At 67.3% G+C, this 24,668-nt stretch carries 26 protein-coding genes, 1 tRNA gene and 1 riboswitch; of the genes, 8 read left to right on the top strand and 19 right to left on the bottom strand.

Annotation, left to right across the window (positions count from 1 at the left end):
• The first annotated feature begins 70 nt into the window (after positions 1–70).
• Positions 71–637: a LytR C-terminal domain-containing protein gene (locus D7252_RS00450; protein ID WP_259461024.1), complete on the top strand. Its 567-nt coding sequence runs from the start codon at positions 71–73 to the stop codon at positions 635–637.
• A gap of 113 nt (positions 638–750) precedes the next feature.
• Positions 751–2,370, top strand: coding sequence for a chaperonin GroEL (groL, locus tag D7252_RS00445; protein ID WP_120773607.1), 1,620 nt, complete (start codon positions 751–753; stop codon positions 2,368–2,370).
• Between the two features lie 76 nt (positions 2,371–2,446).
• On the opposite strand, the gene D7252_RS00440 is transcribed toward groL, so the two are convergent.
• The 6 genes from D7252_RS00440 to D7252_RS00415 form a co-directional block, all read right to left on the bottom strand.
• Positions 2,447–2,734, bottom strand: coding sequence for a WXG100 family type VII secretion target (locus D7252_RS00440; RefSeq protein ID WP_120773606.1), 288 nt, complete (start codon positions 2,732–2,734; stop codon positions 2,447–2,449).
• A 124-nt stretch (positions 2,735–2,858) separates the two neighbouring features.
• Positions 2,859–4,568 (bottom strand): cell wall metabolism sensor histidine kinase WalK, encoded by a 1,710-nt coding sequence (locus D7252_RS00435; RefSeq protein WP_120773605.1) that lies wholly within the window; start codon positions 4,566–4,568, stop codon positions 2,859–2,861.
• 58 nt (positions 4,569–4,626) lie between these two features.
• A complete protein-coding gene (locus D7252_RS00430; protein WP_120773604.1) occupies positions 4,627–5,319 on the bottom strand; it encodes a response regulator transcription factor in 693 nt (230 codons plus the stop codon).
• A 99-nt stretch (positions 5,320–5,418) separates the two neighbouring features.
• Entirely contained in the window at positions 5,419–7,059 is a 1,641-nt protein-coding gene (locus tag D7252_RS00425; RefSeq protein WP_120773603.1) for a DNA repair helicase XPB, read from the bottom strand.
• A 37-nt stretch (positions 7,060–7,096) separates the two neighbouring features.
• Complete coding sequence (locus tag D7252_RS00420) at positions 7,097–8,806, bottom strand: helicase-associated domain-containing protein (protein ID WP_120773602.1); 1,710 nt, start codon at positions 8,804–8,806, stop codon at positions 7,097–7,099.
• Positions 8,807–8,816: 10 nt separating this feature from the next.
• On the bottom strand, positions 8,817–9,092 hold the full coding sequence (locus tag D7252_RS00415) for a multidrug ABC transporter ATPase (protein ID WP_120773601.1): 276 nt from the start codon (positions 9,090–9,092) through the stop codon (positions 8,817–8,819).
• Positions 9,093–9,209: 117 nt separating this feature from the next.
• On the opposite strand from D7252_RS00415, the gene D7252_RS00410 reads away from it, so the two are divergent.
• On the top strand, positions 9,210–9,590 hold the full coding sequence (locus D7252_RS00410) for a cold-shock protein (RefSeq protein ID WP_120773600.1): 381 nt from the start codon (positions 9,210–9,212) through the stop codon (positions 9,588–9,590).
• On the top strand, positions 9,574–10,173 hold the full coding sequence (locus tag D7252_RS00405) for a DUF3027 domain-containing protein (protein WP_120773599.1): 600 nt from the start codon (positions 9,574–9,576) through the stop codon (positions 10,171–10,173). Before D7252_RS00410 ends, D7252_RS00405 begins: the two co-directional genes overlap by 17 nt.
• A 10-nt stretch (positions 10,174–10,183) precedes the next feature.
• Here D7252_RS00405 and serC read toward each other — a convergent pair whose 3' ends face one another.
• Positions 10,184–11,296 (bottom strand): phosphoserine transaminase, encoded by a 1,113-nt coding sequence (serC, locus tag D7252_RS00400; RefSeq protein ID WP_120773598.1) that lies wholly within the window; start codon positions 11,294–11,296, stop codon positions 10,184–10,186.
• A gap of 100 nt (positions 11,297–11,396) precedes the next feature.
• Between serC and D7252_RS00395 the strand changes: the two genes are divergently transcribed.
• From D7252_RS00395 to D7252_RS00385, 3 genes are all read left to right on the top strand, one after another.
• The gene (locus D7252_RS00395; protein ID WP_120773597.1) at positions 11,397–12,098 is read left to right on the top strand and encodes a metal-dependent transcriptional regulator; all 702 of its coding nucleotides are present in this window, start codon (positions 11,397–11,399) and stop codon (positions 12,096–12,098) included.
• A 313-nt stretch (positions 12,099–12,411) separates the two neighbouring features.
• Entirely contained in the window at positions 12,412–13,185 is a 774-nt protein-coding gene (locus D7252_RS00390) for a M23 family metallopeptidase (RefSeq protein WP_259461023.1), read from the top strand.
• A gap of 309 nt (positions 13,186–13,494) precedes the next feature.
• Entirely contained in the window at positions 13,495–13,992 is a 498-nt protein-coding gene (locus D7252_RS00385; protein ID WP_120773595.1) for an HNH endonuclease, read from the top strand.
• Between the two features lie 79 nt (positions 13,993–14,071).
• On the opposite strand, the gene D7252_RS00380 is transcribed toward D7252_RS00385, so the two are convergent.
• The 9 genes from D7252_RS00380 to idi form a co-directional block, all read right to left on the bottom strand.
• A tRNA-Arg gene (locus tag D7252_RS00380) sits at positions 14,072–14,145 on the bottom strand.
• A 38-nt stretch (positions 14,146–14,183) separates the two neighbouring features.
• Positions 14,184–16,370 (bottom strand): MMPL family transporter, encoded by a 2,187-nt coding sequence (locus D7252_RS00375; protein ID WP_120773594.1) that lies wholly within the window; start codon positions 16,368–16,370, stop codon positions 14,184–14,186.
• A 35-nt stretch (positions 16,371–16,405) separates the two neighbouring features.
• Positions 16,406–17,296, bottom strand: coding sequence for a prenyltransferase (locus D7252_RS00370; RefSeq protein ID WP_120773593.1), 891 nt, complete (start codon positions 17,294–17,296; stop codon positions 16,406–16,408).
• Positions 17,293–17,640, bottom strand: coding sequence for a lycopene cyclase domain-containing protein (locus D7252_RS00365; protein WP_120773592.1), 348 nt, complete (start codon positions 17,638–17,640; stop codon positions 17,293–17,295). The genes D7252_RS00370 and D7252_RS00365 overlap by 4 nt, the downstream gene beginning before the upstream one ends.
• The gene (locus D7252_RS00360; protein ID WP_120773591.1) at positions 17,637–17,984 is read right to left on the bottom strand and encodes a lycopene cyclase domain-containing protein; all 348 of its coding nucleotides are present in this window, start codon (positions 17,982–17,984) and stop codon (positions 17,637–17,639) included. Before D7252_RS00360 ends, D7252_RS00365 begins: the two co-directional genes overlap by 4 nt.
• Positions 17,984–19,576 (bottom strand): phytoene desaturase family protein, encoded by a 1,593-nt coding sequence (crtI, locus tag D7252_RS00355; RefSeq protein WP_120773590.1) that lies wholly within the window; start codon positions 19,574–19,576, stop codon positions 17,984–17,986. Before crtI ends, D7252_RS00360 begins: the two co-directional genes overlap by 1 nt.
• A complete protein-coding gene (locus D7252_RS00350) occupies positions 19,573–20,481 on the bottom strand; it encodes a squalene/phytoene synthase family protein (RefSeq protein ID WP_120773589.1) in 909 nt (302 codons plus the stop codon). Before D7252_RS00350 ends, crtI begins: the two co-directional genes overlap by 4 nt.
• Positions 20,478–21,560 carry a polyprenyl synthetase family protein gene (locus tag D7252_RS00345; RefSeq protein ID WP_120773588.1) on the bottom strand — a complete coding sequence of 361 codons (1,083 nt, stop codon included), beginning with the start codon at positions 21,558–21,560 and terminating at the stop codon, positions 20,478–20,480. Before D7252_RS00345 ends, D7252_RS00350 begins: the two co-directional genes overlap by 4 nt.
• Before the next feature lie 3 nt (positions 21,561–21,563).
• Complete coding sequence (gene idi, locus D7252_RS00340; RefSeq protein WP_120773587.1) at positions 21,564–22,085, bottom strand: isopentenyl-diphosphate Delta-isomerase; 522 nt, start codon at positions 22,083–22,085, stop codon at positions 21,564–21,566.
• A 77-nt stretch (positions 22,086–22,162) separates the two neighbouring features.
• Here idi and D7252_RS00335 point away from each other — a divergent pair, with 77 nt between their 5' ends.
• Positions 22,163–22,810 (top strand): MarR family winged helix-turn-helix transcriptional regulator, encoded by a 648-nt coding sequence (locus tag D7252_RS00335; protein ID WP_120773586.1) that lies wholly within the window; start codon positions 22,163–22,165, stop codon positions 22,808–22,810.
• Positions 22,811–22,849: 39 nt separating this feature from the next.
• Here the strand turns inward: D7252_RS00335 and D7252_RS00330 are convergent, their stop codons facing one another.
• The 3 genes from D7252_RS00330 to D7252_RS00320 form a co-directional block, all read right to left on the bottom strand.
• Positions 22,850–23,206 (bottom strand): Lsr2 family protein, encoded by a 357-nt coding sequence (locus tag D7252_RS00330; RefSeq protein ID WP_251050541.1) that lies wholly within the window; start codon positions 23,204–23,206, stop codon positions 22,850–22,852.
• A 45-nt stretch (positions 23,207–23,251) separates the two neighbouring features.
• Positions 23,252–23,578 (bottom strand): multidrug efflux SMR transporter, encoded by a 327-nt coding sequence (locus D7252_RS00325; protein WP_120773585.1) that lies wholly within the window; start codon positions 23,576–23,578, stop codon positions 23,252–23,254.
• An 11-nt stretch (positions 23,579–23,589) separates the two neighbouring features.
• A riboswitch (guanidine-III (ykkC-III) riboswitch) is annotated at positions 23,590–23,660 on the bottom strand.
• A gap of 71 nt (positions 23,661–23,731) precedes the next feature.
• The gene (locus D7252_RS00320) at positions 23,732–24,586 is read right to left on the bottom strand and encodes a LuxR C-terminal-related transcriptional regulator (protein WP_120773584.1); all 855 of its coding nucleotides are present in this window, start codon (positions 24,584–24,586) and stop codon (positions 23,732–23,734) included.
• Positions 24,587–24,668: the final 82 nt, after the last annotated feature.

Raw genomic sequence — 24,668 nt, 5'->3', positions numbered from 1 at the left:
ATCCCGACGTGCGCATTCCCGGTCCGCGGCGCGGAACGGATTGACAGGGACGTGCCGCTAGCATCGAGTGGTGTCTCAGCCCTCCCGCGATCGCTTCGACGATGTCCCCCGCTCCTCCGGTCGCGTGGGAGCGCACCGCGCCGAAGCCCCCGGAATGAACGGCTGGGTCGTCCTGCTGTGGTCGTTCGTCGCCGCGCTCGTGCTCATCATCGCGGGGATCTTCGGTTCACTGGCCATCATGGGACGGGTGTCGCTGTTTCCCGACGCCGAGTCCAGTGCGGGGCCGACACCGGCCGCGACGGGCGTGGTCGACACCTCCATTTCGGTGATGATCCTCAATGCCACCCCCGACGAGGGCTTGGACGCCCAGATGCGCGACGACCTCGTCAACGCCGGCTGGGCTGCGGAAGATGTCTACGCCAGCCCCAGTGACAGCGAAGACTTCCCCGAGACCACGGTCTATTACGTCGATGCCGAGGACGAGCTCGCCGCCGTCGGTCTGGCCGACGCGATCGGCGGCGCTCAGGTGCAGCAGAGCGAGTTCTATGCGGCCCTGAATGAGACGGGGGCCAAGCAGTTCACCGTCGTGATCGGGCTCGATCGCTCCGCGTCCGCTCCCGAGACGCCGGCCGAATAGTCTGCTCTCTCCGCGGCTTGCACTCGAAGGTGTCGAGTGCCAGAATGGCGTTAGCACTCTCATACTCTGAGTGCTAAACCCAACGTCTACGTCCAGGAGGGACGAAAAAACTCATGGCAAAGATCATTGCTTTCGATGAGGAGGCCCGCCGCGGCCTCGAGCGCGGCCTCAACATTCTCGCCGACGCCGTCAAGGTGACGCTCGGCCCGCGCGGCCGCAACGTCGTGCTCGAGAAGAAGTGGGGCGCCCCCACGATCACGAACGACGGTGTCTCCATCGCCAAGGAGATCGAGCTGGACGACCCGTACGAGAAGATCGGTGCGGAGCTCGTCAAGGAGGTCGCCAAGAAGACCGACGACGTCGCCGGCGACGGAACCACCACCGCCACGGTGCTCGCTCAGGCTCTGGTTCGCGAAGGCCTGCGCAACGTCGCGGCCGGGTCCGACCCGATCTCGCTCAAGCGCGGCATCGAGAAGGCTGTCGCCGCGATCACCGAGGAGCTGCTCTCGAGCGCCAAGGAGATCGAGTCGAAGGAGCAGATCGCCGCCACGGCATCCATCTCCGCCGCTGACCCCGCGATCGGCGAGCTCATCGCCGAGGCGATCGACAAGGTCGGCAAGGAAGGTGTCGTCACCGTCGAGGAGTCGCAGACCTTCGGTACCGAGCTCGAGCTCACCGAGGGCATGCGCTTCGACAAGGGCTACCTGAACCCGTACTTCGTCACCGACCCCGACCGCCAGGAGGCGGTGTTCGAAGACGCGTACATCCTCATCGCGAACCAGAAGATCTCCAACATCAAGGACCTTCTGCCCATCGTCGACAAGGTGATCCAGGACGGCAAGGAGCTCGTCATCATCGCCGAAGACGTCGAGGGCGAGGCTCTCGCGACTCTCGTGCTCAACAAGCTCAAGGGCATCTTCAAGTCGGTCGCCGTCAAGGCTCCCGGCTTCGGCGACCGCCGCAAGGCGCAGCTGCAGGACATCGCGATCCTCACCGGTGGTCAGGTCATCACCGAAGAGGTCGGCCTCAAGCTCGAGAACGCCACGCTCGACCTTCTGGGTCGTGCACGCAAGGTCATCGTCACCAAGGACGAGACCACCATCGTCGAGGGTGCGGGCGAGGCAGACCAGATCGAGGGTCGCGTGACTCAGATCCGTCGCGAGATCGAGAACACCGACAGCGACTACGACCGTGAGAAGCTGCAGGAGCGTCTCGCCAAGCTCGCCGGTGGCGTGGCCGTCATCAAGGCGGGCGCAGCGACCGAGGTCGAGCTCAAGGAGCGCAAGCACCGCATCGAGGACGCCGTTCGCAACGCGAAGGCAGCCGTCGAAGAGGGCATCGTCCCCGGTGGTGGCGTCGCGCTGATCCAGGCCGGCACCAAGGCACTCGCCACGCTCAACCTCACGGGCGACGAGGCGATCGGTGTCAACATCGTGCGTGTCGCGATCGAGGCTCCGCTGAAGCAGATCGCGCTCAACGCCGGTCTCGAGCCCGGTGTCGTCGCGAACAAGGTCGCAGACCTGCCGACCGGTCACGGCCTCAACGCCGCAACCGGCGAGTACGGTGACCTCTTCGCTCAGGGCATCATCGACCCGGCCAAGGTCACGCGTTCCGCGCTGCAGAACGCCGCGTCGATCGCCGGTCTCTTCCTCACGACCGAGGTCGTCGTCGCCGACAAGCCTGAGAAGGCTTCGGCTCCGATGGGCGACCCGTCGGGTGGCATGGACTTCTGATCCACTTCGCCTCAACAGAAACGCCCCGACCTCGGTCGGGGCGTTTCTGTTTTCGCGTCCGTGCCTGTGGCGTGGCTCAGCGGAACAGGCTCGCCGAGTACTGATCGGCGTCGGCGTACTGTGTGGCGGCAGAGCCCAGGGCGGTGCCGATGGAATCGAGCACCTGCTCCACGTGCAGCTGTGCGCCCTGCCATTGCTCGGCACAGCCTTGGAACGCGTTGGACGCCGTGCCCACCCACGAGGACTGCAGCTGTCGGAGCTGCGCCATGAGTGTCGCGGACTCGCTCTGCAGGCGTTCGATCGTGGCGCGGGTGGAGCCGTGCGCGGCGTAAACGGCGTCGGTGTCGACGGTGAAGACAGACATGGAAACTCCTTCTCGTTGGAGTTCCGACGTTAGAGCGGAGGAAGACTCGGAATCCGTCCCGAGAGAGCGATCGTCCGTGTGCGGTGCAGAGTCCTCGAACAGGCCCGTCCGTGCAGAAGAGGACCTACAGCTCCAGTCGATCCAGCGGCTGAGTGTCCTCGAGCAGATGCGCGGGTGTCGCTCGCGAGGGAGCGAGGGGGAGCGTGACCGTGAAGGTCGCCCCGCCGCCTGGCGTCTCGGACACCGCGACCGATCCGTGCAGCGCCTTCATGATGGAGGCGACGATCGCAAGCCCGAGTCCGGACCCTCCGGTCTCGCGCGCGCGAGAGGTGTCGGCGCGCCAGAAGCGCTCGAAGATCTGATCGCGGATCTGCGGAGGGATGCCCTCGCCGTGGTCGACGACGGCGATGCTCGCCGTGCCCAGGACGCGGTCCGAATCCACGACGATCTCGATCGGGCCGTCGTCGGGGGAGAAGCGACGTGCGTTGCCGAGCAGATTGGTGACCACCTGACGGACCTTGTTCTCCTCGGCCAGCACGATCGGCGGGGTGCGCACCGGGATGTCGGGAATCTCGCTGAAGTCGATGGCAGGATGCTCTTCGGGCTGACGCGGGCGGCGGCGGAGTCGGGAGAGCGCGCCACGGGAAAGGCCACGCGATGTCTGGGTCGGCGCTGTGGGCGGGTCCGGCTTGGGCGATGCGCCCTCCGGCACGCTCCGTATCGTGGTCGAGGGCATCATCTTCACCGTGCGATCGATCACCGTCACCGTGCGCCCGGGAGCAGCGGCGCGCAGGTCGAGTGCGGCGTCGCGAGCGATGGGTCGCAGATCCAACGGCGCGATCTCCGGCTCCCGCTCCTCGTCGAGGCGGGCCAGCGCGAGGAGATCCTCCACCAGCACGCCCATCCGAATCGCCTCCTTCTCGATGCGCTCCATCGCACGAGCCGTGTCCTCCTCGCCCTGGATCGCACCCATCCGGTACAGCTCCGCGTACCCGCGAACGCTCACGAGAGGAGTGCGGAGCTCATGGCTCGCGTCGCCGATGAATCGTCGCATGTGCTGGACCGTGCGGTCGCGCTGCGCGAGTGAGCGGTCGACACGGTCGAGCATGGTGTTGATCGCGGCGTTCAGGCGGCCGACCTCCGTGGTCGGTTCCAGGTCGGTGAGGCGCTGACGGAAGTCGCCGGCCGCGATCGACATGGCTGTGGCTTCGACCTGTCCGAGCCGGCGGAACGTCAGAGTGACGAGACCTCGGGTCAGGAGCGCGGCGATGAAGATCGTGATCAGCGCGATCGTGATGTAGATGCCGAAGTACTGTCCGATGATGCTGTCGGCCTCGGCGAGCGGCATCGCGACCAGCTGGATGCGCAGCGGGCTGCCTTCGGGCTGAACGATCGCCACGGCCGCATGGAAGGTGGAACCGTCCTCGCCGCCCAGTTCGAGCACCTCGTCCTCGTGCAGCTTGGCGTCACTCAGCGAGTACTCGGCAGGGAAGAGCGGCGCGCGACCGGACATCCCGGGAGCCGTCGCGCGCAGCACCCCTTCGGCGTCGTAGATCGCGAAGGAGAAGTCGCGCGGCTGCTCCTCACGCGGTGCGTAGAACGTCTCGCCGTTGACGGTCGTCGCGTCGAAATAGCGCTCGACCAGATCGCTGGAGACGAGCGAGGGAAGCTGGGCATCGATATTGGTCACGAGAGCGTTGCGGAGGATCGGCACGGTCCCGATCCCCGCCACGAGCAGCCCGAGTGCCAGCACGGCCACGGTGACGCCCGTGACCTTCGCTCGAAGGCTGATGCGCCGCCACCAGCTGGTGACCGCATCGGGCTTGTGCGCCATGCGGTCCTCCCGAATCCGGCGTCTGCGCCGGCGGACGGCGTCGACGGCGTTGTGGTCGTCAGACCGTCTTGCCGACCTTGAGCATGTAGCCGAAGCCGCGCTTGGTCTGGATCAGCGACTCCTCGGTGTGCGGATCGATCTTGCGACGGAGGTACGAGATGTAGCTCTCCACGATGCCGGCGTCGCCGTTGAAGTCGTACTCCCAGACGTGGTCGAGGATCTGTGCCTTCGAGAGGACGCGGTTCGGGTTCAGCATGAGGTATCGCAGCAGCTTGAACTCGGTCGGGCTGAGCTCGATCGCCTCTTTGCCGACAAGCACGTCGTGGGTGTCCTGATCCATGGCCAGCTCACCGGCACGGATGATCGACTCCTCGTCGGCCTGCATCGTGCGGCGCAGGATGGCCTGCGCCCTGGCGACGATCTCGTCGAGGCTGAAGGGCTTGGTGACGTAGTCGTCGCCGCCCGCGTTCAGACCTTCGATCTTGTCCTCCGTGCCGTCCTTCGCCGTGAGGAAGAGGATCGGCGCGGTGAAACCGGCGCCGCGCAGCCGCTTGGTCACGCTGAAGCCGTTCATGTCCGGAAGCATGACATCGAGGATGATCAGGTCGGGCTCCTCCTCGAGGACCGCCGAGATCGTCGCGGCGCCGTTGGCGACGGTCTTCACCTGGAACCCGGCGAAGCTGAGACCCGTGGAGAGCAGGTCGCGGATGTTGGGCTCGTCGTCGACGACCAGGATGCGCGCATCAGTCATGTCCCCATTATGGTGACTTCACCCATGCGGATGCTGACTATTGTTCGGAACGGCGCGGTGTCGGCCCTCCGAAGGCCCTTCCTTCCGGCGCCCGAACCCTCAGGCAGCGATCGCGTCGGCATCCATGATCGTGTAGCTGTAGCCCTGTTCGGCGAGGAAACGCTGGCGGTTCTGCGCGTAGTCCTGATCGATCGTGTCCCGGGCCACGAGCGTGTAGAAGCTGGCGGTGTGACCGGATTCCTTCGGTCGCAGGAGGCGCCCGAGACGCTGCGCTTCCTCCTGACGCGAGCCGAACGAGCCGGACACCTGGATCGCGACGGATGCTTCGGGCAGGTCGATCGAGAAGTTCGCGACCTTCGACACCACGAGGAGGGAGATGTCGCCTTCCCGGAACGCGCGATACAGCTCTTCCCGCTCGTCGATCGGCGTCGCGCCGGTGATCTGCGGTGCGTCGAGAGCGGTGGAGAGCGTTTCGAGCTGATCCAGATACTGTCCGATCACGAGGATGCGCTCGCCCTCGTGCTTCGCGATGAGTTCGCGCACCGCCTGGACCTTGGCGGGGGCGGAGGCGGCGAGCCGGTAGCGCTCGTCGTCTGTCGCGGCCGCGTACTCGAGCCGATCGCTGGGCGGCAGATCCACGCGCACCTCGTAGCACGCGGCGGGGGAGATGAAGCCCTGCGCCTCGATCTGCTTCCACGGCGCATCGAACCGCTTGGGTCCGATCAGGCTGAACACGTCGCCTTCGCGGCCGTCCTCGCGAACGAGCGTCGCGGTGAGACCGATCCGGCGTCGGGCCTGCAGGTCTGCGGTGAGCTTGAACACCGGCGCGGGGAGAAGGTGCACCTCGTCATAGACGATGAGGCCCCAGTCGAGCGCATCCAGCAGCGCGAGGTGGGCGTACTCGCCCTTTCTCTTGGCCGTGAGGATCTGGTAGGTCGCGATGGTGACCGGCTTGACCTCTTTGGCCTGACCCGAATACTCGCCGATCTCCTCCGCCGTCAGACTCGTGCGCTTGAGCAGCTCGTCGCGCCACTGCCGTGCCGAGACCGTGTTGGTCACGAGGATGAGGGTGGTGGTCTTCGTCGCCGCCATCGCTCCGGCGCCGACGATGGTCTTGCCGGCACCACAGGGGAGCACCACGACTCCGGAACCGTCCTTGGAGAAGGCGTCGACAGCATCCTGCTGATACGGGCGGATGTGCCAGCCGTCCTCTGCGAGGTCGATCTCGTGCGGCGTGCCCGGCGTGTAGCCGGCGAGGTCTTCAGCGGGCCAGCCGATCTTGAGCAGCTCCTGCTTGATCTGGCCACGGGCCCACGCGTCGACGACGAAGGTATCCGGCGACGGGTGGCCGATCAGCAGCGGCTGGATGCGCTTGTTGTGCGCCACCTGGGCCAGCACGGCCGGGTCGGAGGAGCGGAGGATGAGCGTTCCCTCGTCGTCTCGCTCGATGACGAGGCGCCCGTAACGGGTGACGGTCTCGCGCAGGTCGACGGCGACGGACGGCGGCACCGGGAACCGCGACCAGCGGTTCAGGGTCTCCAGCATGTCTTCGGCGGTGTGACCCGCAGCGCGCGCGTTCCACAGTCCGAGTCGGGTGATCCGGTACGTGTGGATGTGCTCGGGGGCGCGTTCCAGCTCGGCGAAGATCGCCAGCTCATGGCGGGCGCTCTCGGCATCAGCGTGGGCGACTTCGAGCAGCACGGTGCGATCGCTCTGGACGATCAGGGGGCCATCAGACATAGCTGACCAGTTTAGCGGTCGGTTCGGGGCACAGGGCCTACGACGCCACGATCGTGGCAGCGCGGATGCTGGAGACAGGGAGGGTGCGCTCGACGTCGGCGGCACGATCGCGGCCGCGGAGTCTTCCCCCGCCGAGCCCTGTCGCCTCGAGCAGGAGTTCTCTGGTGGATCCGTCGGGCATGCCCACGGTCACCTGGAGCACCGCTCGCGCGCGAACCGCCGCTTCGAGCTCGCGGTCGAGCCAGGCGGCGTCGGCATCAGGGCCCTGGTGGGAGCGCAGACGGGCGATCAGTGGTGACATGACCGAGTCGGGGGTCGCCGGTGCCTCCGGTGCGGGGGCGGGGTGGCGCTCGCGCATCGGCGGGGTGCCGTCGGAGCCCACGAGCGTCGCCGGGTAGCGGGCGTCGGTGAGCGCCCAGTACACCGTCTCCCGGCCGACGCGCGTGGTGAGAGAATCCACGTGCTTTGCGAGGGCGAGCGGACGCAGCGACTGATCGACTGCCATCGCTTCGATGAGATGCATATCCGTGCTCTCGATCCGTGTGCGTCCGGTCTCGTCGTCGGTGGACACCCGTACCAGCCCATGCCGCTGTGCGGTCTGCGTGACCAGGTAGCTCAGCGGCTGAGGGATACCCGTGAGGGAGATCTCGCCGAGGAACTCCAGGATCGACTGCTCGGTCTCACCCACGACGAACGCATGCGCGACCGACTCGGCGGTGAAACGGTAGGACGAAGCCTGAGCAGCGGATTCCCGAGCGGCGATGGCGCGGAGGCGCACGTCGAGCGCCGGCTCGAGGGGCCCTGGCGCGATCGCGGTGAGGTCGTTCTGCAGGAAGATACGGTCTACCTCGGCGGGGAGGAGGCTGACGAGCCCCGACGGGTCGGGGGCGGCTCCCCGGCGCAGGTCGGCGACCCAGTCGGGCTCGGTGCCGTCTTCGGCGATCAGTCCGAGCAGTCGCGCAGCCTCGCGAAGCAGACGCGCGCGTTCGGGCCAGGAGGGATCCCAGGGGTGCGCCAGTGGCCAACTCTTCGTCGGAAGCCACCCGGCGTCGGCACCGCGCACGCCTCGCGGCAATGCGTCGCGGAACGATACCGCCAAGGCCGTCCACCGATCGGCGACGGACGACCGTAGCCAGGCCTCCGCCGCGGTGGTGGTGCGAAGCCGGCGATCCACCGCGACGGCGAGTCCCGCGGGTACGGCGATCGTGACGAGCGCGTCGACGATCTCCACGGGCATCCCGGAGTCGGCCAGCTGACGCTTCTCGCCGGCGCTGATGCTGCCGGTGGCGAGTAACGCGAAGGGGCTGTCCCTGGCGACGAGCAGGAGGTCGGCGAGCGTGGCCACCGTGGTGAATGCCCGCTCCGCGGCGTGCGCGGACGCGGTCGCCGTCGCACGGGGCGCGGCGCCGGTGACGATCTCGTCCGGCACCGACTTTCCTTCGACGGCTACCGACACCGGGGCGTACGGAGAGCCGTCTGGGCGGAGCAGCGCGAGCGCGATCAATGCCTCCCGCTCCGGCCCGGCGTCGTCACCGGATGCCGCACGGAGAAGGGCTCGCGCTTCCGGCGCGGTGAGGATGGGGAGGGCCCTGCTCACCGAGGCCGTGTCGAGCAGTGCCTCGGCGGCGTCGAAGAAGTCCTGCCAGCCGATGTCGGGGCGGACGCCACGGGAGGTGAACAGATGACGCAGCTCATCGTCGCTCGCCGCAGCCAGCCAATCCGCCAGCGGTCGTGCGTATGTGCTCATGGGTGATCCCTCAGGAACGCGACGCCGCGCGGCCCTTTCGGACGAAGCTCATCACCAGGAGCGAGATGATCATGAGGAAGGCGACCGGCAGACCCCAGAACGGGATCGCGGCGACCACCGGCCACAGCCCTTGACCGAAAGCCGCCTGGTCCAAGCCGACGGCGGTGCCGATGATGATGGCGAAGAAGCAGATGACGGATGCCGCGGCGATGCCGAGCGCTCCGAACGCCAGGAAGCGGTCCAGCCGGCGGACGGGAACCTCCGGTCCGGAATTCTGCGTGCTCATCCGCCTCAGCCTACTCGTACCGCGACCTCGAGTCGGCCGGTGCTGCGACCGGTAGGCTGGGAGGGTACGCCCACCGGCGTGCACATTGTTCTCCACACGATCCAGCGAGGTTCTCCCATGCCCACCGGCAAGGTCAGGTTCTACGACGAAGACAAGGGTTTCGGCTTCATCGCCAGCGATGACGGCCAGGACGTCTTCCTGCACGCCTCCGCGATGCCCACGGGCACCGCGGTGAAGGCCGGCGCGCGCGTGGAGTTCGGGGTGGCAGACGGCAAGCGCGGTCTGCAGGCGCTGTCGGTGCGGGTGCTGGAAGCGCCGCCGAGCCTGTCGAAGGCCAAGCGCAAGCCTGCCGACGACATGGCGATCATCGTCGAAGACCTCGTGAAGCTTCTCGACGACATCGGCGGGGACCTGCGTCGCGGACGCTACCCGTCGTCCGGTCACGGCCGCAAGATCGCCGCCGTCCTACGCAAGGTCGCCGATGACCTCGAAGCCTGACGCCGATCAGCGTCTCGTCGACGCCCACGACCTCGCGCTCAAGGCACTGCGCGAGATCACTCCTGCGTCGACCGTCGGGCCGCCGTCCGGGTATCTGCTCGAAGACGACGGTTCGGTCTCGCTCCGTTTCGAGAACCGACTCCCCGGGTACCCCGGGTGGTACTGGACCGTCACCGTCGCCCGGGTCGATGACGCCGAGCCGACCGTGTTGGAGATCGAACTCCTTCCCGGCGATGGCGCACTCCTCGCCCCCGAGTGGGTGCCCTGGGCCGAGCGGCTCGCGGACTACCGCGCCCACCAGACGGAACTGGCTGCGCAGGCTGCTGCCGCGTCCGAGGGCGGTGAGGTCGAGAGCGTCGACGATGAGGACCTCGACCTCGACCTCGACCTCGACCTCGACCTCGATGACGATGATGACGAAGACGACGACGAGCACGGCGGCGACATTCTGCACGCCGGCGACGTCGACGGGGTCGACATCGACGAGCTCGATGTCACGGCCGATGATGAAGACGACGACGATGACGAAGACGACGGCGACACCGACGTCCCGGAGGACGCCGACGCCGACGACGAGGAGTGACCCGCGGCGCTCAGGCGCCGAGGGTCTCCAGCACGAAGTCGAGTGAGCGCGTCAGCTGACGGATGTCGTCCGGCTCGATGGAGACGAATGTCGCCACGCGCAACTGGTTGCGTCCGAGTTTGCGGTAGGGCTCGGTGTCGACGATCCCGTTTGCGCGGAGGGTCTTCGCGATCGCTGCGGCGTCGACGCTCTCATCGAAGTCGATCGTGACGACGACAGGCGAACGATGTGCGGCATCCGCCACGAACGGCGTCGCGACCGAAGACGCCTGCGCCCAGTCGTAGAGCACCGTCGACGACTCGCTGGTGCGGGCCGATGCCCACGCGAGAGCGCCGCTGTCGAGAATCCACCGCAGCTGGCTGTCGAGCAGGTGCAGCGTGGTGAGAGCGGGAGTGTTGAGAGTCTGGTTGAGACGAGAGTTGTCGACCGCGTTCTTGAGGCTGAGGAACTCCGGGATGTACCGCCCGGATGCCGCGATCCGCTCGATCCGCTCGATCGCCGCCGGAGAGACGACGGCGAACCAGAGTCCGCCGTCGGATCCCAGGTTCTTCTGCGGCGCGAAGTAGTAGACGTCGGCCTGCGCGACGTCGAAGTCGATACCGCCGGCGGCGCTGGTCGCATCGGTGACCGTGAGGGCGTGGTCGGCGTGGACGCGCTCCACCGGAGCGGCGACGCCGGTCGAGGTCTCGTTGTGCGGCCACGCGTACACGTCGACGCCGTCCACGACCTCGGGCGCGACGAGGGATCCGGGTTCCGCCTTGCGTACATCCGGCGCGGCGAGCCATGGTGCGGCAGCCGCAGCGGCGAACTTGCCGCCGAACTCCCCGAAGACGAGGTTCTGGCTGCGATTCTCGATGAGGCCGAAGGCGGCGGCATCCCAGAACGCCGTCGAGCCGCCGTTGCCGACGAGGACTTCGTAGCCCTCCGGCACCCGGAACAGTGCGGCAAGCTGTTCGCGCACGCTGCCGACCAGGTTCTTCACCGGGGCCTGCCGGTGAGACGTCCCCAGGATGGTCGCCCCCGAGGTGACCAGGGCCTCGAGTTGGGCACCCCGCACCTTCGAGGGGCCGCAGCCGAAACGACCGTCGGTGGGCAGAAGGTCGCGGGGAATCTCGATCGCCATGCGTCGATTCTAGGGGGAGGGGTGATCCGCGCCCGACCCGGGCGGGACGGACGCCCCTCCGGGAATGTAGGCTTGCCTAAGAATCTCGGAAGGCCTGCACATGACCGATCTGATCGACACCACGGAGATGTATCTCCGCACCATCCTCGAACTCGAGGAGGAGAACATCGTTCCCCTGCGGGCGCGCATCTCCGAGCGCCTCGGGCATTCCGGCCCCACGGTGTCGCAGACCGTCGGGCGGATGGAACGCGACGGCCTCGTCGTCGTCTCCGAAGACCGTACCCTCGAGCTCACCGACGCCGGTCGGCGCAAGGCGGTCAACGTCATGCGCAAGCATCGGCTGGCGGAGCGCCTGCTCTCCGACGTGATCGGCCTCGACTGGGCGTTCGTCCATGAGGAGGCCTGCCGCTGGGAGCACGTCATGAGTGAGCAGGTGGAACGTCGCCTGGTCGAACTGCTCGGTCACCCCACCGAATCCCCGTACGGAAACCCGATTCCGGGTCTCGACCAGTTGGGTGACCTGCCCGCTCGGACCTTCGATGAGGGTGTGATCGGCCTCGTCCAGAAGCTGAACGCGGCCGGCGAGCCCATCGACGGCACAGTACGTCGCCTCGCCGAACCGGCGCAGGTCGACCCCGAACTGCTCGAACAGCTTCGCGATGCCGGCGTCATGCCTGGGGCACGCGGAGACTTCCGATTCAGCGAGGGTTACGTGCTCATCCAGATGGACGGCAAGGACGAGGGCCTCGAGCTTCCCGTCGAGCTCGCCTCGCACATATTCCTCGTCGGCGAGCCGGTCTGAGAGCGTGTGCCTCGGCGCTCTCTGAAGATTGTCAGCGTCTCAGGGTGACATGATCGTTATCTTCCGGTAACCTCGGACGAGTCGCCAGCGAAGAAGCCCGCTGGTGATCATCCGCGAAGATCGCCTTCCAGGCCCGTCGTCTTCATGCAGAACGCACGCTATCCGAGTTGCATCCGTGCGCGAAGCAGATTGCGACGTGCCAGCGCAGCCCGAATGCGTGAAGGCCCAGGAGGACCACGTTTTGGCCACAGACATCGAATCGCCCGCGAAATCATCTGGAGACCGAGTACCCGCCCGCCGCACCGCTGCACGGGTGAATGCTCAGAAGGTCGTCAAACCACTCCGCTCCATCACCATCTTCGCGGCCGTCGGTGCCTTGGTCGCCGCTGTCGCGCTGCCCGCGTACGCCGCATCCAAGCCCGCGCAGGCCGACACCACCACCGTTCAGCAGCTCGCTGCCGTCGACGCCCAGTCCCTCGTGGTCGCCTCGCAGGCGACGGCCGCACCGCTCAACCGCGGCACGTTCACGGCCACCACTCCTGAGGAGATCGCGAAGAAGAAGGCGCAGGAGGCTGCAGAAGCCCGAGCAGCTGCCGCAGCGAAAGCCGCGCAGCTCGCCTCTTCCGCGTCTTCCTCGTCGACGGCCTCCTCGAACTTCGACACCGCCGGCTACGCGCTCGTCTCTCCCGGTTCCGGCGCGGTGCGGTATCCGCTCCCGCGCGGCTCGTACAACGAAGGCCGCACCATCGGTGGCGGCCACAACGGCGTCGACATGCTGGCACCGGCCAGGACGCCCATCTACGCCGCTGCGGCCGGCGTCGTTCGCGCCTCGGCGGAGAGCATCGGCGGCTACGGCGTCGCCGTCATGATCGACAGCGTCGTGGGCGGACAGCAGGTGCAGACCACCTACGGTCACATGACGTACGGTTCGCGCCAGGTGCAGGCCGGGCAGACCGTTGCCGCAGGGCAGCTGATCGGATTCGTCGGCAGCACCGGACGTTCCACGGCGAACCACCTGCACTTCGAGGTCTGGATCAACGGCGGGCTCGTCGAGCCGTACTCCTGGCTCCGGGCCAACGCGGGCTGATCACCGGACACACTCCGCTTCGTTCACCTTCCGTTTCGCCTCGTACCCAGTGAGATGGGTTAGCCTGAACCCGTTGTCGTACTGGTGGGAGAGGCAGATGGAGCGAATACCGCGCATCCGAACCATGGATGCCCTCGGTCGTCACGTCCTTCTGCATAGCCCGCAGGGATGCCACGGCGCTGCCGTGTGCGAAAGGCGCTGTCTTTAGACGGCGCCTTTTCTCGTCCCTGCGATCGCTCTGTCACCCGCACGACCTCGTGTGAGTCGAGAGTGCCGGGAAGCCGTCCCGGCGGATCGAGAGGATGACGAATGCGCACACTGGTCCTGAATGCCGGGTATGAGCCGCTGGCGATCGTGTCGTTCAAACGAGCGCTGGTGCTCGTGTTGAACGACAAGGCCACCGTGGTCGAACGTGTGGAAGATGACCCGGTCTGGGGGAGCCACGGCGTGTACGAGCGCCCGGCTGTCATCGTCCTCTCGAGATACGTGCGGGTGCCCTCCAGCCGACGCGTGCCGGTGACCAGGCGTGGAGTGCTGCGTCGCGACAACCACCGATGCGGGTATTGCGGAAAGGCTGCGTCGACGATCGACCACGTGCTGCCGCGTTCGCGCGGCGGAGCCGATTCCTGGGAGAACCTGGTCGCGTGCTGCCTGCGTTGCAACAACGTCAAGAGCGACCGCACCCCGCAGGAGATGCGTTGGGAGCTCCGGTTCGCCCCCCGCCCGCCGCACGGGACCGCATGGACCGTGCGCGGCACGGAACGGAGCGATCCGCGGTGGGAGCCGTATCTCGCCCTCGCGGCCTAGCCTGTGGCCGACGTGGCCCGCTGACGAGACCCTGAGACGTCGAAATGGGCCACCCTCCGGGCGGCCCATTTCGACGTCGTGCCCTCGACAGGATTCGAACCTGCGACCTGCCCTTTAGGAGAGGGCTGCTCTATCCTGCTGAGCTACGAGGGCGTGCGACAAGTCTAAGCGACCGGCCGCGCGCGACCGCGTCAGTCCTTCCCGGTCCGCCAGAGCTTCGACGGCCACCAGATGGTCTTCCCGAGGTCGTAGGTCAGCGCGGGGACCAGCAGCGAGCGCACGACGAAAGTGTCCAGCAGCACGCCGAACGCGACGATGAAAGCGAGTTGCACCAGGAACAGGATGGGGATCACCGACAGCGCGGCGAACGTCGCAGCGAGCACGAGCCCCGCCGACGTGATCACCCCACCGGTGATGGAGAGACCACGGAGGATGCCTTCCCGTGTGCCGTGCATCTTCGATTCCTCCCGCACACGGGTCATCAGGAAGATGTTGTAGTCGATTCCGAGAGCCACGAGGAAGACGAAACCGAACAACGGGACGGCAGGATCTGCACCCGGGAACTGGAAGATCCCGTTGAAGACCAGGGCGGCGACACCCATCGCCGTGCCGAACGAGAGCACCGTCGTCAGGATCAGCAGCACCGGCGCGAGGATCGATCGCAGGAGCAGCATCAGGATGAGCATGATGACGACGAGGATGACCGGGATGATGAGGTTTCGGTCATGGATCGACGCGTCGTTGGTGTCGATGCTCGTCGCCGTCACCCCGCCGACGAGCGCATCCACGTCCTCGAGATCGCCGCGCAACTCGCGCACGGTCGACGCGGCGGCATCGGAGTCGGCAGCATCCGTCAACGTGCCCTGGAGGAGCACGTCGCCATCCACCGTCGTCGGTGCGGGCGCCGGGGTTCCCGGAGGCCCGACCGCGGTGATCCCGTCCGCGGTCACCGGCGCGGTGCCGCTGGGGGAGTCGGCCGCGGTCACCGTGACGCCGTCGACGCCGTCGTTCGTGAGGAGGACGTCGGCGGCATCCTGCATCCGGTCTTCGGCCACCACCACGTAGACCGGACTTCCCGAGCCGCCGGGGAAGTGCTCGCCGAGCGCCACCTGCCCGTCGCGCGCTTCGGAGTTTCCGAGTACGAGATCCGATTGCGGAACTCCGACGGCGTCGAGCTGGGTCACCCCTGCCGCGCCGAACAGCAGCACCAGCGTCGTGATGATCCAGATCGCGCGGGGGCGGCGCTTGATGAAGCCGGCCAGGCGAGCCCAGAGGCCCGTCGTGCGACCGCCCTGTTCCGCTGCGACGACCTCGGGCTCGAACTTCGGGCGCCGCGGCCAGAAGACCGCGCGGCCGAAGATGAGCAGCAGCGAGGGGAGCAGCGTGAGAGCAGCGAGCATCGCGAACACGATGCCGATCGCCGCCACCGGGCCGAGGGTGCTGTTCGACTTCAGATCGCTCAGCAACAGGCACAGGAGCCCCGCGATCACGGTGCCTCCCGAGGCGACGATCGGTTCGAACGACCCCTTCCACGCTGCGGCCAGCGCCGCGCCCTTGTCCTGCGCGACGCGGAGTTCTTCGCGGAACCGGGCCACCAGCAGCAGCGCGTAGTCCGTGGCGGCACCGATGACGAGGATGAAGAGAATGCCCTGCGTCTGGCCGCTCAGGAGGAGAATCTCGAACTTCGCCAACCACCAGACCACCAGAAGGGCGACGCAGAGGGCGAACAGGCTCGTCGACAGCACCACCAATGGCAGCAGGAATGAGCGGTACACGAGCACGAGGATCACCAGCACGGCCAACAGCGCCACACCGAGGAGCAACCCGTCGATACCGGCGAACCCGGCCACCAGGTCGGCACTGAGCCCTGCCGGCCCGGTGATGTACACCGTGATGCCGTCGGGGACGGCCTCACTCAATCGATCATCGAGCGCGGCGATCGTGTCTGCGAGCTCCGCCTCGCTGAGAACGGGGATGAACGCCTGGACGGCGAGCCCGTCCTCGGACGGTATCGCGGGCGAGACGTCTTCACCGATGCCCTCCACCGACGTGGCGTCGGCCACGGCATCCGTGATCGCGTCGAGCTCCGACGCGGTGAGTTCGTCTTCGGAGGTGAACACGGCGATCGCCGGGATCGTGTCGCTGTCTCGGAACTCGCCGAGGAGCTCCTGCACCTGCGTGGCGTCAGCCGATTCCGGGAGGTAGGTCGTCTGATCGTTCGACGAGACCTCGTCCACCTTGCCGAAGAGGGGGCCGCCGAGGGAGGCGCCGACGAGCCACACCAGGATGAGGGCGACGGGTACGAAGACCCGCGCCCAGGAGTGGCGGCGCGTGCGCTCCCGGAGTGGCCGACTCGGGGCGTGATCGGGGTGAGACATCGAGTGCCTTTCGGAGGAGACGGTCGGTCGAGAAGTCAGGAGACCCAGGCGAGGATGAGGATCATGGTCGCGAGGAAACCGGCGAAGTAGTTCAGTGCGATGAACCGACGCCAGGCACGGTTGGTCGACGCGGCGGTGTCGTCGGTGACCTTCCACCACGGCGCCGCGTTGACGATGTACGGGAGCGCGAGAACGGCGGCGAGCGGTCCCGGCCAGGGCGTCAGGAGCATCGCAGCCCCGGCGATGCTCCACAGCGCAAGCGACAGCCGGACGGTCGCCCGGGCGCCGATCACGGTGGCGATCGACGAGATTCCGGCGGCGCGGTCGGGGCCGATGTCCTGCACGGCGCCGAAAGCGTGCGCCGCCATGCCCCATAGGAAGAAAGCCGCCAGGGTCGTGACAGTGCCGGGTGTGACCGAGGCATCGCCCAGGGCGAGTCCGACGATGGCGGGACTGACGAAGTGCGTGCTCGACGTCGCGGAGTCGAGGAAGGGGCGCTCCTTGAAGCGCAGCACCGGTGCGGAGTACGCGATCACCGCGAAGATGCTCACGGCCAGCCAGGCCCAGGTGACCGGGTCGCCGACGACGACGAGATAGATGAGGAACGGTGCGTTCGATGCGGCGGCGGCCCACAGCGTCGCACGGTGGATGCGCGGCACCAGCAGCGCGCCTTCGATTCCGCCCTTCCGCGGGTTGGCCACGTCGGAGGCATAGTCGAAGACGTCGTTGATCCCGTACATCGCGAGGTTGTACGGGACGAGGAAGTACAGCGTGCCGATCACGAGGGTCAGGTCGATCTCGCGCGTGGTGAGCAGGTAGGCGGCGGCGAAAGGGAACGCGGTGTTGATCCAGCTGATCGGTCGCGACGAGAGCACGATCGTCGCGATGTCCCGTCCGATGCGCGGGCCGGATGCGGGGGCGCTCACGCGCGCTCCTCCCGCTTGTCCTCGACGCGTCGGTCCGGTGCGGCCCTTCGAGTTCTGAGCGCGGCCCACAGTGCAGGCAGTAGCAGCGCACCGGCGAGCGGATAGGCGAAGTCCTCGACGGGGGCGAGGCCGATGTGCCACCCGAGCAGGTGATCGGGGGAGTAGTGGAACAAGCCGGTCGCGATCATCACGGTGTCGAACACGGCCGTCAGAGTGAAGAGCACCACGATCGTGAGCGCGACAGCGGCGGGACGGGCGCCGCGCCGTCGGGAGGCGATCGTCAGCCCGATGGCCGCCACGACAGCAAGGAGCAGGAAGCAGAGGGAGAGCTGGAGGTACGTCATGGGAGCCTCTGCCCCGCGGCGCGCGGGCGACGCCGCTTCCGAAGGAGCCGAACCGCACCGGTGTAGATCACCATCGTGCACACCACCAGGAACAGCAGGAAGATCGGCTCCTCGATCGGCAGCTCCGGAGCGAGCAGCACGCCGGTGGCGATGACCCCGTCGCCGCGGAAGAAGATCCCTCCGGCGATACCCGCGATGTCCCAGGCGAGGAAGAACGCGAGTCCGACCGCGGTCACGATCGCGGCCGCCACCGTGTCGCGCCAGAAGAACAGACGGAATCGCCAGTCCAGTAGCAGCATGCAGCCCAACGACAGCAGGAGAGCAGCGAGATAGACGGCGCCCATCAGCGCGCCCCTGACGACGCGGCATCCGGGCGAGGCTCCGACAGCGGGCCCGCGGTGTGATCGCCTCGGATGCGCTTCAGCACGATCTCGGCGCTGATCAAGCACATCGGGACGCCGACCCCGGGAGCGGTGGTCGCCCCGGCGTAGAACAGGCCGCGGACGCGCTGCGACGCATTCTGGGCCCGGAACATGGCACTTTGCGAAAGAATGTGCGCCGGTCCGAGCATCCCGCCCCGCCAGGAATGGTAGTCGTCGCGGAAGTCGGCGGGGCCGGTGGTCTCGCGGACCACGATGCGGTCTCGTAGGTCAGGGATACCCGCCCACGTCGAGATCTGGTCGATGGCCGCGTCGGCGGCACGTTCGACGTGCGCGGACCCTCCGCCGTCGGGACCGCCATGACCCAGGTCGACGTCGGCGGGGACCGGGATCAAGACGAACAGGTTCTCGTGCCCCGGAGGAGCGACGTCCGGATCCGTCGCGCTGGGGCGGCAGACGTAGATCGAGGCGGGCGACGGCACGGCCGGGGAAGCCCCGAAGATCGCATCGAAGTTCGTGTCCCAGTCATCGGTGAAGAACAGGGAGTGATGCGGAAGCTCCGGCAGCTCACCGCGGATGCCGAGCATCACCAGCACGCCGCCGGGCCCGCTCGTACGGCGAGACCACCACGACTCCGGATACGTGCGCAAGGACGCGGGAAGCAGGGCCGTCTCGGTGTGGTGCAGGTCAGCCGCGGAGACGACGATGTCGGCATGCTCGAGGTGTTCGACTCCGCTGACGTCGATCCATTCCACGCCGACGACGTGCGCGCCCTCAGGGCCATCGCTCGTGCGGATCCCGCGGGCCTCCGCGCCCGTGACGATGCGCACGCCGGCATCGCGGGCGAGGCCCTCGATGCGCTGCACGACGCGCCAGAAGCCGCCCTGTGGGTAACTGACCCCCTGGTCGAGGTCGAGTGCGCTCATCAGGTGGTACATCGCCGGGGCAGTCCGCGGATCCGTGCCGAGGAACACCGCGGGATATCCCAGGATCTGGCGGATGACGGGATGCCGGAAGCGCCGTTCCGCGAACGACTGCAGGCGCGTGCCGAGGAGCGAGAACAGACGCGGGAGTGCGCGCAGCACCTCGGGAGCCGTCAGCGACCGAAGCCGCGTGAACGGGTTGTAGAGGAAGTACTTCTCCGCCATGGTGCTCGCCTGATGCGCCGAGTCCAGGTAGGCGTCGAGCGTCCCCGCGGAGCCCGGCTCCAGCGATTCGAAGAGGGACGTGACGGTTTCTCGTCCCGCCGGGACCGTCACGTGGTCGTCGGGCGATTCCGGAGACCGGAAGACGCGATAAGCCGGGTCGAGCCGCAGGAGTTCGAGTTGCGCCTCGGTGGAGGTGCCCATCATCGCGAAGAAGTGGTCGAAGACCTCCGGCATGAGATACCAGGACGGCCCCGAGTCGAAGCGGAACCCCTCGCGCTCGACGGTTCCCGCGCGGCCGCCGACCCGATCGTTCTTCTCGAGGATGACGACCTCGTGCCCGTCGCGCGCGAGCAGACCGGCAACAGCGAGCCCGGCGATTCCGGCGCCGATGACGACGACGCGGCTCACCGGTCCCGCTCCAGTGCGGTGATGGCCGTCGCTTTCGCGGCGAGAACGGCTTTGACGGGGTTGGGCACTCGCACACGCTTCCGGTAGAGCTCGTCGACGGGGGTCTTCGCGACCCGACGTGTGAGAGCGGCGAACAGGGCGAGGGCGCTCCGAACGGCTGCCCGCGCATCCTTCGGCAGCAGCGGAATCGTCGCGCGGGCATCGTCGAGCTGCCGGCGGATCGTCGCGACCCAGGCGTCCCGATCTGCGTCGGTCAGCCGCGAGGAACCGCCCAGATACCCGCGATGGAGCCTGTCGGTGTCGTCGGCCAGATCCCGAAGGAAGTTCACGTTCTGGAACGCCGCGCCGAGCTGGCGGGCCCCGTGGCGCAGCATCGTCCGCTCCTGCTCGGTGAGAATCGCGTCACGCAGGAACACCTGCAGGCACATCAGGCCGACGACCTCCGCAGAGCCGTACACGTACGTCGCGTGCGCGTCCGCGTCGTAGGAGGCGAAGTCCGTGTCGCTGGCGACGTCCGCCGTCATGGAGTCGAAGAAGGGCTGAGTCAGGTCTTCGCCGATTCCGCACTCGCGCGCCGTGCGCGCGAACGCGTGGAGGATGAGATCGCTGCTGTAGCCGCTGCGCATGGAGCGGTGAGTCTCCGCGATGTAGGAGGCGAGGGCCGCCGACTGCGCCGATGCATCGAGTCCGGCTTGCGCCGCGACGCCGTCCACGATCTCGTCGGCGATGCGCACCATCGCGTAGATGTTGCGCACGTGCTGCCGATGCCGCCGCCCGAGCAGGCGGGTGGCGAGTCCGAATGACGTCGAATACGAGCGGATCACGTCGGTCGTGGCGATCTCCGCGGTACGACTGAATCGGTGAAGCGCCCCGTCGTCGGCGTTCGGCGATGGTCGTCGGCTCATGACCTGCGACCTTCGATGCGGGAGGCGAGCTCCAGGATCGTCCTGCCTGCGCGCGGTGAGAGGTTTCCCGCTGACTCGGCTTCCGCCAGGACGGCCGAGACCGCACCGATCTGCTCCTGCACGAGGCTGCGCACGAAGCGCTCCGCGCCGCATTCGCGAAGTCGATCGCGAATATCCGAGGCCTCCGCTGCTGAGAGGTCGATCGCGCCGAAGCGCAGCTCGATGCTCGGCCAGTGTCCGGTCATGCGGGCATAGGCGATGATCGCCGTCTCTTTGCCTTCGCGCAGGTCGGAGAAGGCGTCTTTGCCGTGCGCATCGGGGTCTCCGAAAACGGAGAGGAGATCGTCTTGAAGCTGATAGGCGAGACCGAGGTGACGTCCGATCGCGGTGAGTTGGTCTTCGGCGGCAGAGATGGACCCCGCGAGGACCGCGGCGGCCCGGAGAGGGAGCACGAATGAATAGGTGGCCGTCTTGTAGGCACTCGTCGAGAGGATGGTCCGGAGGTCCGGCGGGATGATCCCGTCGCTCAGGCCGATGTCGGTGTGTTCGCCCGCCACGGTCTCGAAGATCGTCTCCTCGAGCAACGCCAGAAGGCGCGTGCGCGCATCGGGGGAGACGTCGGCCCGTGCGAATCCGAGGACGGCGGATGCCAGCAGCAGATCCCCCATGAGAATCGCACTCGAACGGGCCCAGTGCAGTGCCGGTTCTGCCGGTTCTGTCGCGCGGCGCTCCACGAGCGAGCCGATGAGGTTGGGGCGGCGCCGCCGGATGAGGTCGCCGTCGATGACGTCGTCATGCAGCAGGAATGCGAAGTGCAGCAGTTCGACGTGAGCCGCGACGTCGACCGCGGCTTCCACTTCCGCGGCGGTGAGGCCGGCAGGAGCGAGCGACCTCCGCAGATCGATGACAAGTCGTGGCCGGATCAACTTCCCGCCGAGGGCGTGCTCTGCCGCCGCATGCCAGAGTGCGACGAACTCGGGGCCGTATTGGGCGGCCGCGGCGCTGCGCTCGGAGAAGCGTCGCCGTAGCGCCTCTTCGATCCGGATCGCGAGGTCCTCTTCCGTGGCCGTCGTGGTCATTGTTCAGACCTCACCGAGCTCGCGAAGGCGAGGAAGCTGCTCGATGAGCCAGGGGCTGAAGGCGAATGGCGCGCGCGCGACCGCTTCTGCCAGTTGCGCCCCGTCGATCCAGGCCCATTCGGCCACCTCGTCCGGATCGGCGACGATATCGCCGTCGATGACGGCGATGTGCACCGGACAGATCTCGTTCTCGACGATGCCGCTCGCGTCGACCGCGCGGTACCGGTAGTCGGGAATGACCAGACGGATGCCGGTCACCGCCACACCGAGTTCATCGAGGGCCCGCCGGCTGACGGCGGCCGTCATCTCCTCGTCGGGACGGGGATGACCGCAGAAGCTGTTGGTCCAGACTCCGGGCCAGGTGCGCTTGCTCAGCGCTCGTCGCGTGACCAGCAAGCGGCCGTCAGCGTCGAACAGGTAGCACGAGAACGCCAGGTGCAGCGGAGTGTCAGTGGTGTGGACCTCGCTCTTGGGCAGGGTTCCGACGATGCTGCCGTCGTCGGCGAGGAGCGTCACCTCATCCATGGCATCTCGCACTCTCATTTAGCTAACCAAGTGAGTAATCAACTTAGCATGAAACTCTTCGTGTGTAACATGATCGCATGGACACGGATGCCGACACCAGCCCGGGGGTGAGCGCGCGGGGTTCGCGCACACGCCAAGGGCAGTCGGAGGCATCCGCTGATTCGCCAGACGGTCTGACCCATGCGGCGATCTACGACGTCGAAGCGAGTGACCCGCGCAGCACTCTGATCGACCGCAGTGGAGTGCCGCCAGAGGACCTCAAGCAGATCGCCGCAGTCATGGAAGCGCTCGCCGGCCTCCGTGACGCGGAGCAGCGGCTGTCGCAGGCCTCGCGGCGCTACATGCGCCTCAACGAGACGGACATGCGTGCGCTCCATTACCTGATCGTCTGTGCGAATCGGGGGCTTGTGGCGACGCCGAGCGGGATCGCTCACCATCTCGGAATCTCCACCGCTGCGATCACGAAACTGCTCGATCGTCTCGAGACCGGCGGGCATACTCGCCGAGCGCCGCACCCGACGGATCGCCGAGCGCTGGCCATAACCATCACGCCCGCGACGCGGCACGCGGCGATGGAGACGGTGGGACGACAGCAGGCGAAGCGGTTCTACGCCGCCGCGCGCCTGACGCCGGCGGAACGGGATGTGGTGATCCGGTTCCTCGCCGATATGACGGACGAGATCACCCTGCGGGACGAGCCCTGGCTCCAGCAGACAGCTGACTGAGCACACGATCGAACTCGCCCCGCACGAAGAGTGCCGGAATCAGTGGGCCGCGTTGTACGCCTCGACCACGGAGGCCGGGATGCGCCCGCGCTCCGAGAGCTTGTGGCCGTTGTCGTTGGCCCAGGCGCGGATCGCAGCGACCTCGGGATTGCGCGCCGGGCGCTTTCGAGACGCAGAAGAGCGGTTCGATCCCGAAGACCCCGCCCGGCGACCCGCGGCGATGTAGGGCTCAAATGCCTGACGCAATTCCTCGGCATGCGCGGAATTCACGTCGATCTCATAAGCAGTCCCGTTGAGCGAGAAATGCACAGTCTCGCCTTCGCCCACCTCGAGAACGCTGCCGTCGATATCGTCTACCAGTTGATGCACAATTCTTCTAGCCATGCGGATGACCATACCCTCGGGTGAGTGCCCCGGCAAGACGAATGGCGGACGTCGCACCTATTCATGGCCGGGATCGATCAGCTTGAGACCAACGATGCAGCCGACCAGGCCCATCAAAAGGAGAATGCGTATCCACGACACGTCCGTGTCGCCGGTGATCATCGCCCAGATGACGGTAAGAGAAGCGCCGATCCCCACCCAGACGGCGTATGCGGTTCCGGTGGGAATGTCCCGCATCGCGAAAGCGAGTCCGACCATCGAAATCGCCAGCGCGACGAAGAAGAGCACGCTCGGCCAGAGTTTCGTGAGGCCTTCCGACTTCCCGAGGGCGGTGGCCCACACAGCTTCGAGGACTCCGGAGACGATGAGTACGATCCACGACATGATCGGTCCTTTCGAACCAGTCTTTTCGCTCGCCGGGTACTGGTTTACCTCGTCCGGAGCCGGAGTTCGCCGACCGGTCTCGATGCTATCCGACCCGCCTGGTCATCGACCGGGCAATATCTGGGCACGGGCTGCACACGGATAGCGGTGTCGTCAGGGGAGGAGTCCTGCTCGCCGCGCTCGTGTGACGGCGGAATGGCGGGTGGACGCGTCCAGCTTCGACATCGCGGTGCCGAGGTACGCCTTCACCGTGCCCTCACGCAGGCCGAGCTGGGCCGCGATCTCCGCGTTGGTCGAACCCAGCGCGGCGCATGCCAGGACATCGGTCTCGCGGCGAGACAGATGCACGGTCGGCACGGGGCCGGTCGCGACGGCCGTATGGTCACCGGCGAGGGTGACCAGTCGCCGTTCGACCTCCGCGATCCGCGCGCGGAGATCCGCATCGTTGATCGACGCGGCGATGCTGCGCAGCTCGGCGAAGCTTTCGCGGAGCTCCTCGCGCTGCGGGGGCGCCACTGGATCGGGTCCGGCGGCGGTGAGCAGGCGCCGCTGCACCTCGTCGCGGATACGCAGCTCGTCGGCGACCGACTGGGCGACCTGCATCGCCGGGGCGGTGGTCACGCCGCCGACCTGCTCTTCGTCCCAGGCGCCCGCGTACAGCACGCCACGCGGACGGCCCTGCACCACGATCGGCAGCGCCAGCAAGGTCTGGATGCCCTCGCCGAGCACGAAGACGTCGTAGTCGTGTGTGATCTGACGAGAGGAGCCGTAGTCGCTGGTCATCCGTGGACGGAGTTCCATCATCGCGCGACCGCCGAGGCCGCGTTCCGGCCGGACGCGGAGCCCGTTGAGGGCGCGGGTGCGGTTTCCGACGATGCTGGTGACGCTGACGACACCTTCCTCGATGAGGCCACCGAAGGCGACCGGAAAGCGCGTGCGTCGAGCGAGCTCGCGCACCGCGTTGGCGACGAGTTCGGCTTCGGATTCCAGCGCGACCGGAGAGCTCACGACTACCTACTTTCGGGGGTGACGGCGCCGTTCCCCGTTTCGTAGCGTCGACCCTATCATTCTGCGCGGCTGAGACGTGCGG

Origin of the sequence: Microbacterium sp. CGR2 (genome assembly GCF_003626735.1) — a bacterium.
Lineage (GTDB): Bacteria > Actinomycetota > Actinomycetes > Actinomycetales > Microbacteriaceae > Microbacterium.
The sequence above is the reverse complement of the archived record's forward strand: the minus strand, read 5'-3'. Positions and strand labels throughout refer to the sequence as shown.

Excerpts from the sequence above, each read along its gene's own strand:
- groL (WP_120773607.1), top strand. The coding sequence starts at position 751 with ATGGCAAAGATCATTGCTTTCGATGAGGAGGCCCGCCGCGGCCTCGAG.
- D7252_RS00440 (WP_120773606.1), bottom strand. The coding sequence starts at position 2,734 with ATGTCTGTCTTCACCGTCGACACCGACGCCGTTTACGCCGCGCACGGC.
- D7252_RS00435 (WP_120773605.1), bottom strand. The coding sequence starts at position 4,568 with ATGGCGCACAAGCCCGATGCGGTCACCAGCTGGTGGCGGCGCATCAGC.
- D7252_RS00430 (WP_120773604.1), bottom strand. The coding sequence starts at position 5,319 with ATGACTGATGCGCGCATCCTGGTCGTCGACGACGAGCCCAACATCCGC.
- D7252_RS00425 (WP_120773603.1), bottom strand. The coding sequence starts at position 7,059 with ATGTCTGATGGCCCCCTGATCGTCCAGAGCGATCGCACCGTGCTGCTC.
- D7252_RS00420 (WP_120773602.1), bottom strand. The coding sequence starts at position 8,806 with ATGAGCACATACGCACGACCGCTGGCGGATTGGCTGGCTGCGGCGAGC.
- D7252_RS00415 (WP_120773601.1), bottom strand. The coding sequence starts at position 9,092 with ATGAGCACGCAGAATTCCGGACCGGAGGTTCCCGTCCGCCGGCTGGAC.
- D7252_RS00410 (WP_120773600.1), top strand. The coding sequence starts at position 9,210 with ATGCCCACCGGCAAGGTCAGGTTCTACGACGAAGACAAGGGTTTCGGC.
- D7252_RS00405 (WP_120773599.1), top strand. The coding sequence starts at position 9,574 with ATGACCTCGAAGCCTGACGCCGATCAGCGTCTCGTCGACGCCCACGAC.
- serC (WP_120773598.1), bottom strand. The coding sequence starts at position 11,296 with ATGGCGATCGAGATTCCCCGCGACCTTCTGCCCACCGACGGTCGTTTC.
- D7252_RS00395 (WP_120773597.1), top strand. The coding sequence starts at position 11,397 with ATGACCGATCTGATCGACACCACGGAGATGTATCTCCGCACCATCCTC.
- D7252_RS00385 (WP_120773595.1), top strand. The coding sequence starts at position 13,495 with ATGCGCACACTGGTCCTGAATGCCGGGTATGAGCCGCTGGCGATCGTG.
- D7252_RS00375 (WP_120773594.1), bottom strand. The coding sequence starts at position 16,370 with ATGTCTCACCCCGATCACGCCCCGAGTCGGCCACTCCGGGAGCGCACG.
- D7252_RS00365 (WP_120773592.1), bottom strand. The coding sequence starts at position 17,640 with ATGACGTACCTCCAGCTCTCCCTCTGCTTCCTGCTCCTTGCTGTCGTG.
- D7252_RS00360 (WP_120773591.1), bottom strand. The coding sequence starts at position 17,984 with ATGGGCGCCGTCTATCTCGCTGCTCTCCTGCTGTCGTTGGGCTGCATG.
- D7252_RS00350 (WP_120773589.1), bottom strand. The coding sequence starts at position 20,481 with ATGAGCCGACGACCATCGCCGAACGCCGACGACGGGGCGCTTCACCGA.
- D7252_RS00345 (WP_120773588.1), bottom strand. The coding sequence starts at position 21,560 with ATGACCACGACGGCCACGGAAGAGGACCTCGCGATCCGGATCGAAGAG.
- idi (WP_120773587.1), bottom strand. The coding sequence starts at position 22,085 with ATGGATGAGGTGACGCTCCTCGCCGACGACGGCAGCATCGTCGGAACC.
- D7252_RS00335 (WP_120773586.1), top strand. The coding sequence starts at position 22,163 with ATGGACACGGATGCCGACACCAGCCCGGGGGTGAGCGCGCGGGGTTCG.
- D7252_RS00330 (WP_251050541.1), bottom strand. The coding sequence starts at position 23,206 with ATGGTCATCCGCATGGCTAGAAGAATTGTGCATCAACTGGTAGACGAT.
- D7252_RS00325 (WP_120773585.1), bottom strand. The coding sequence starts at position 23,578 with ATGTCGTGGATCGTACTCATCGTCTCCGGAGTCCTCGAAGCTGTGTGG.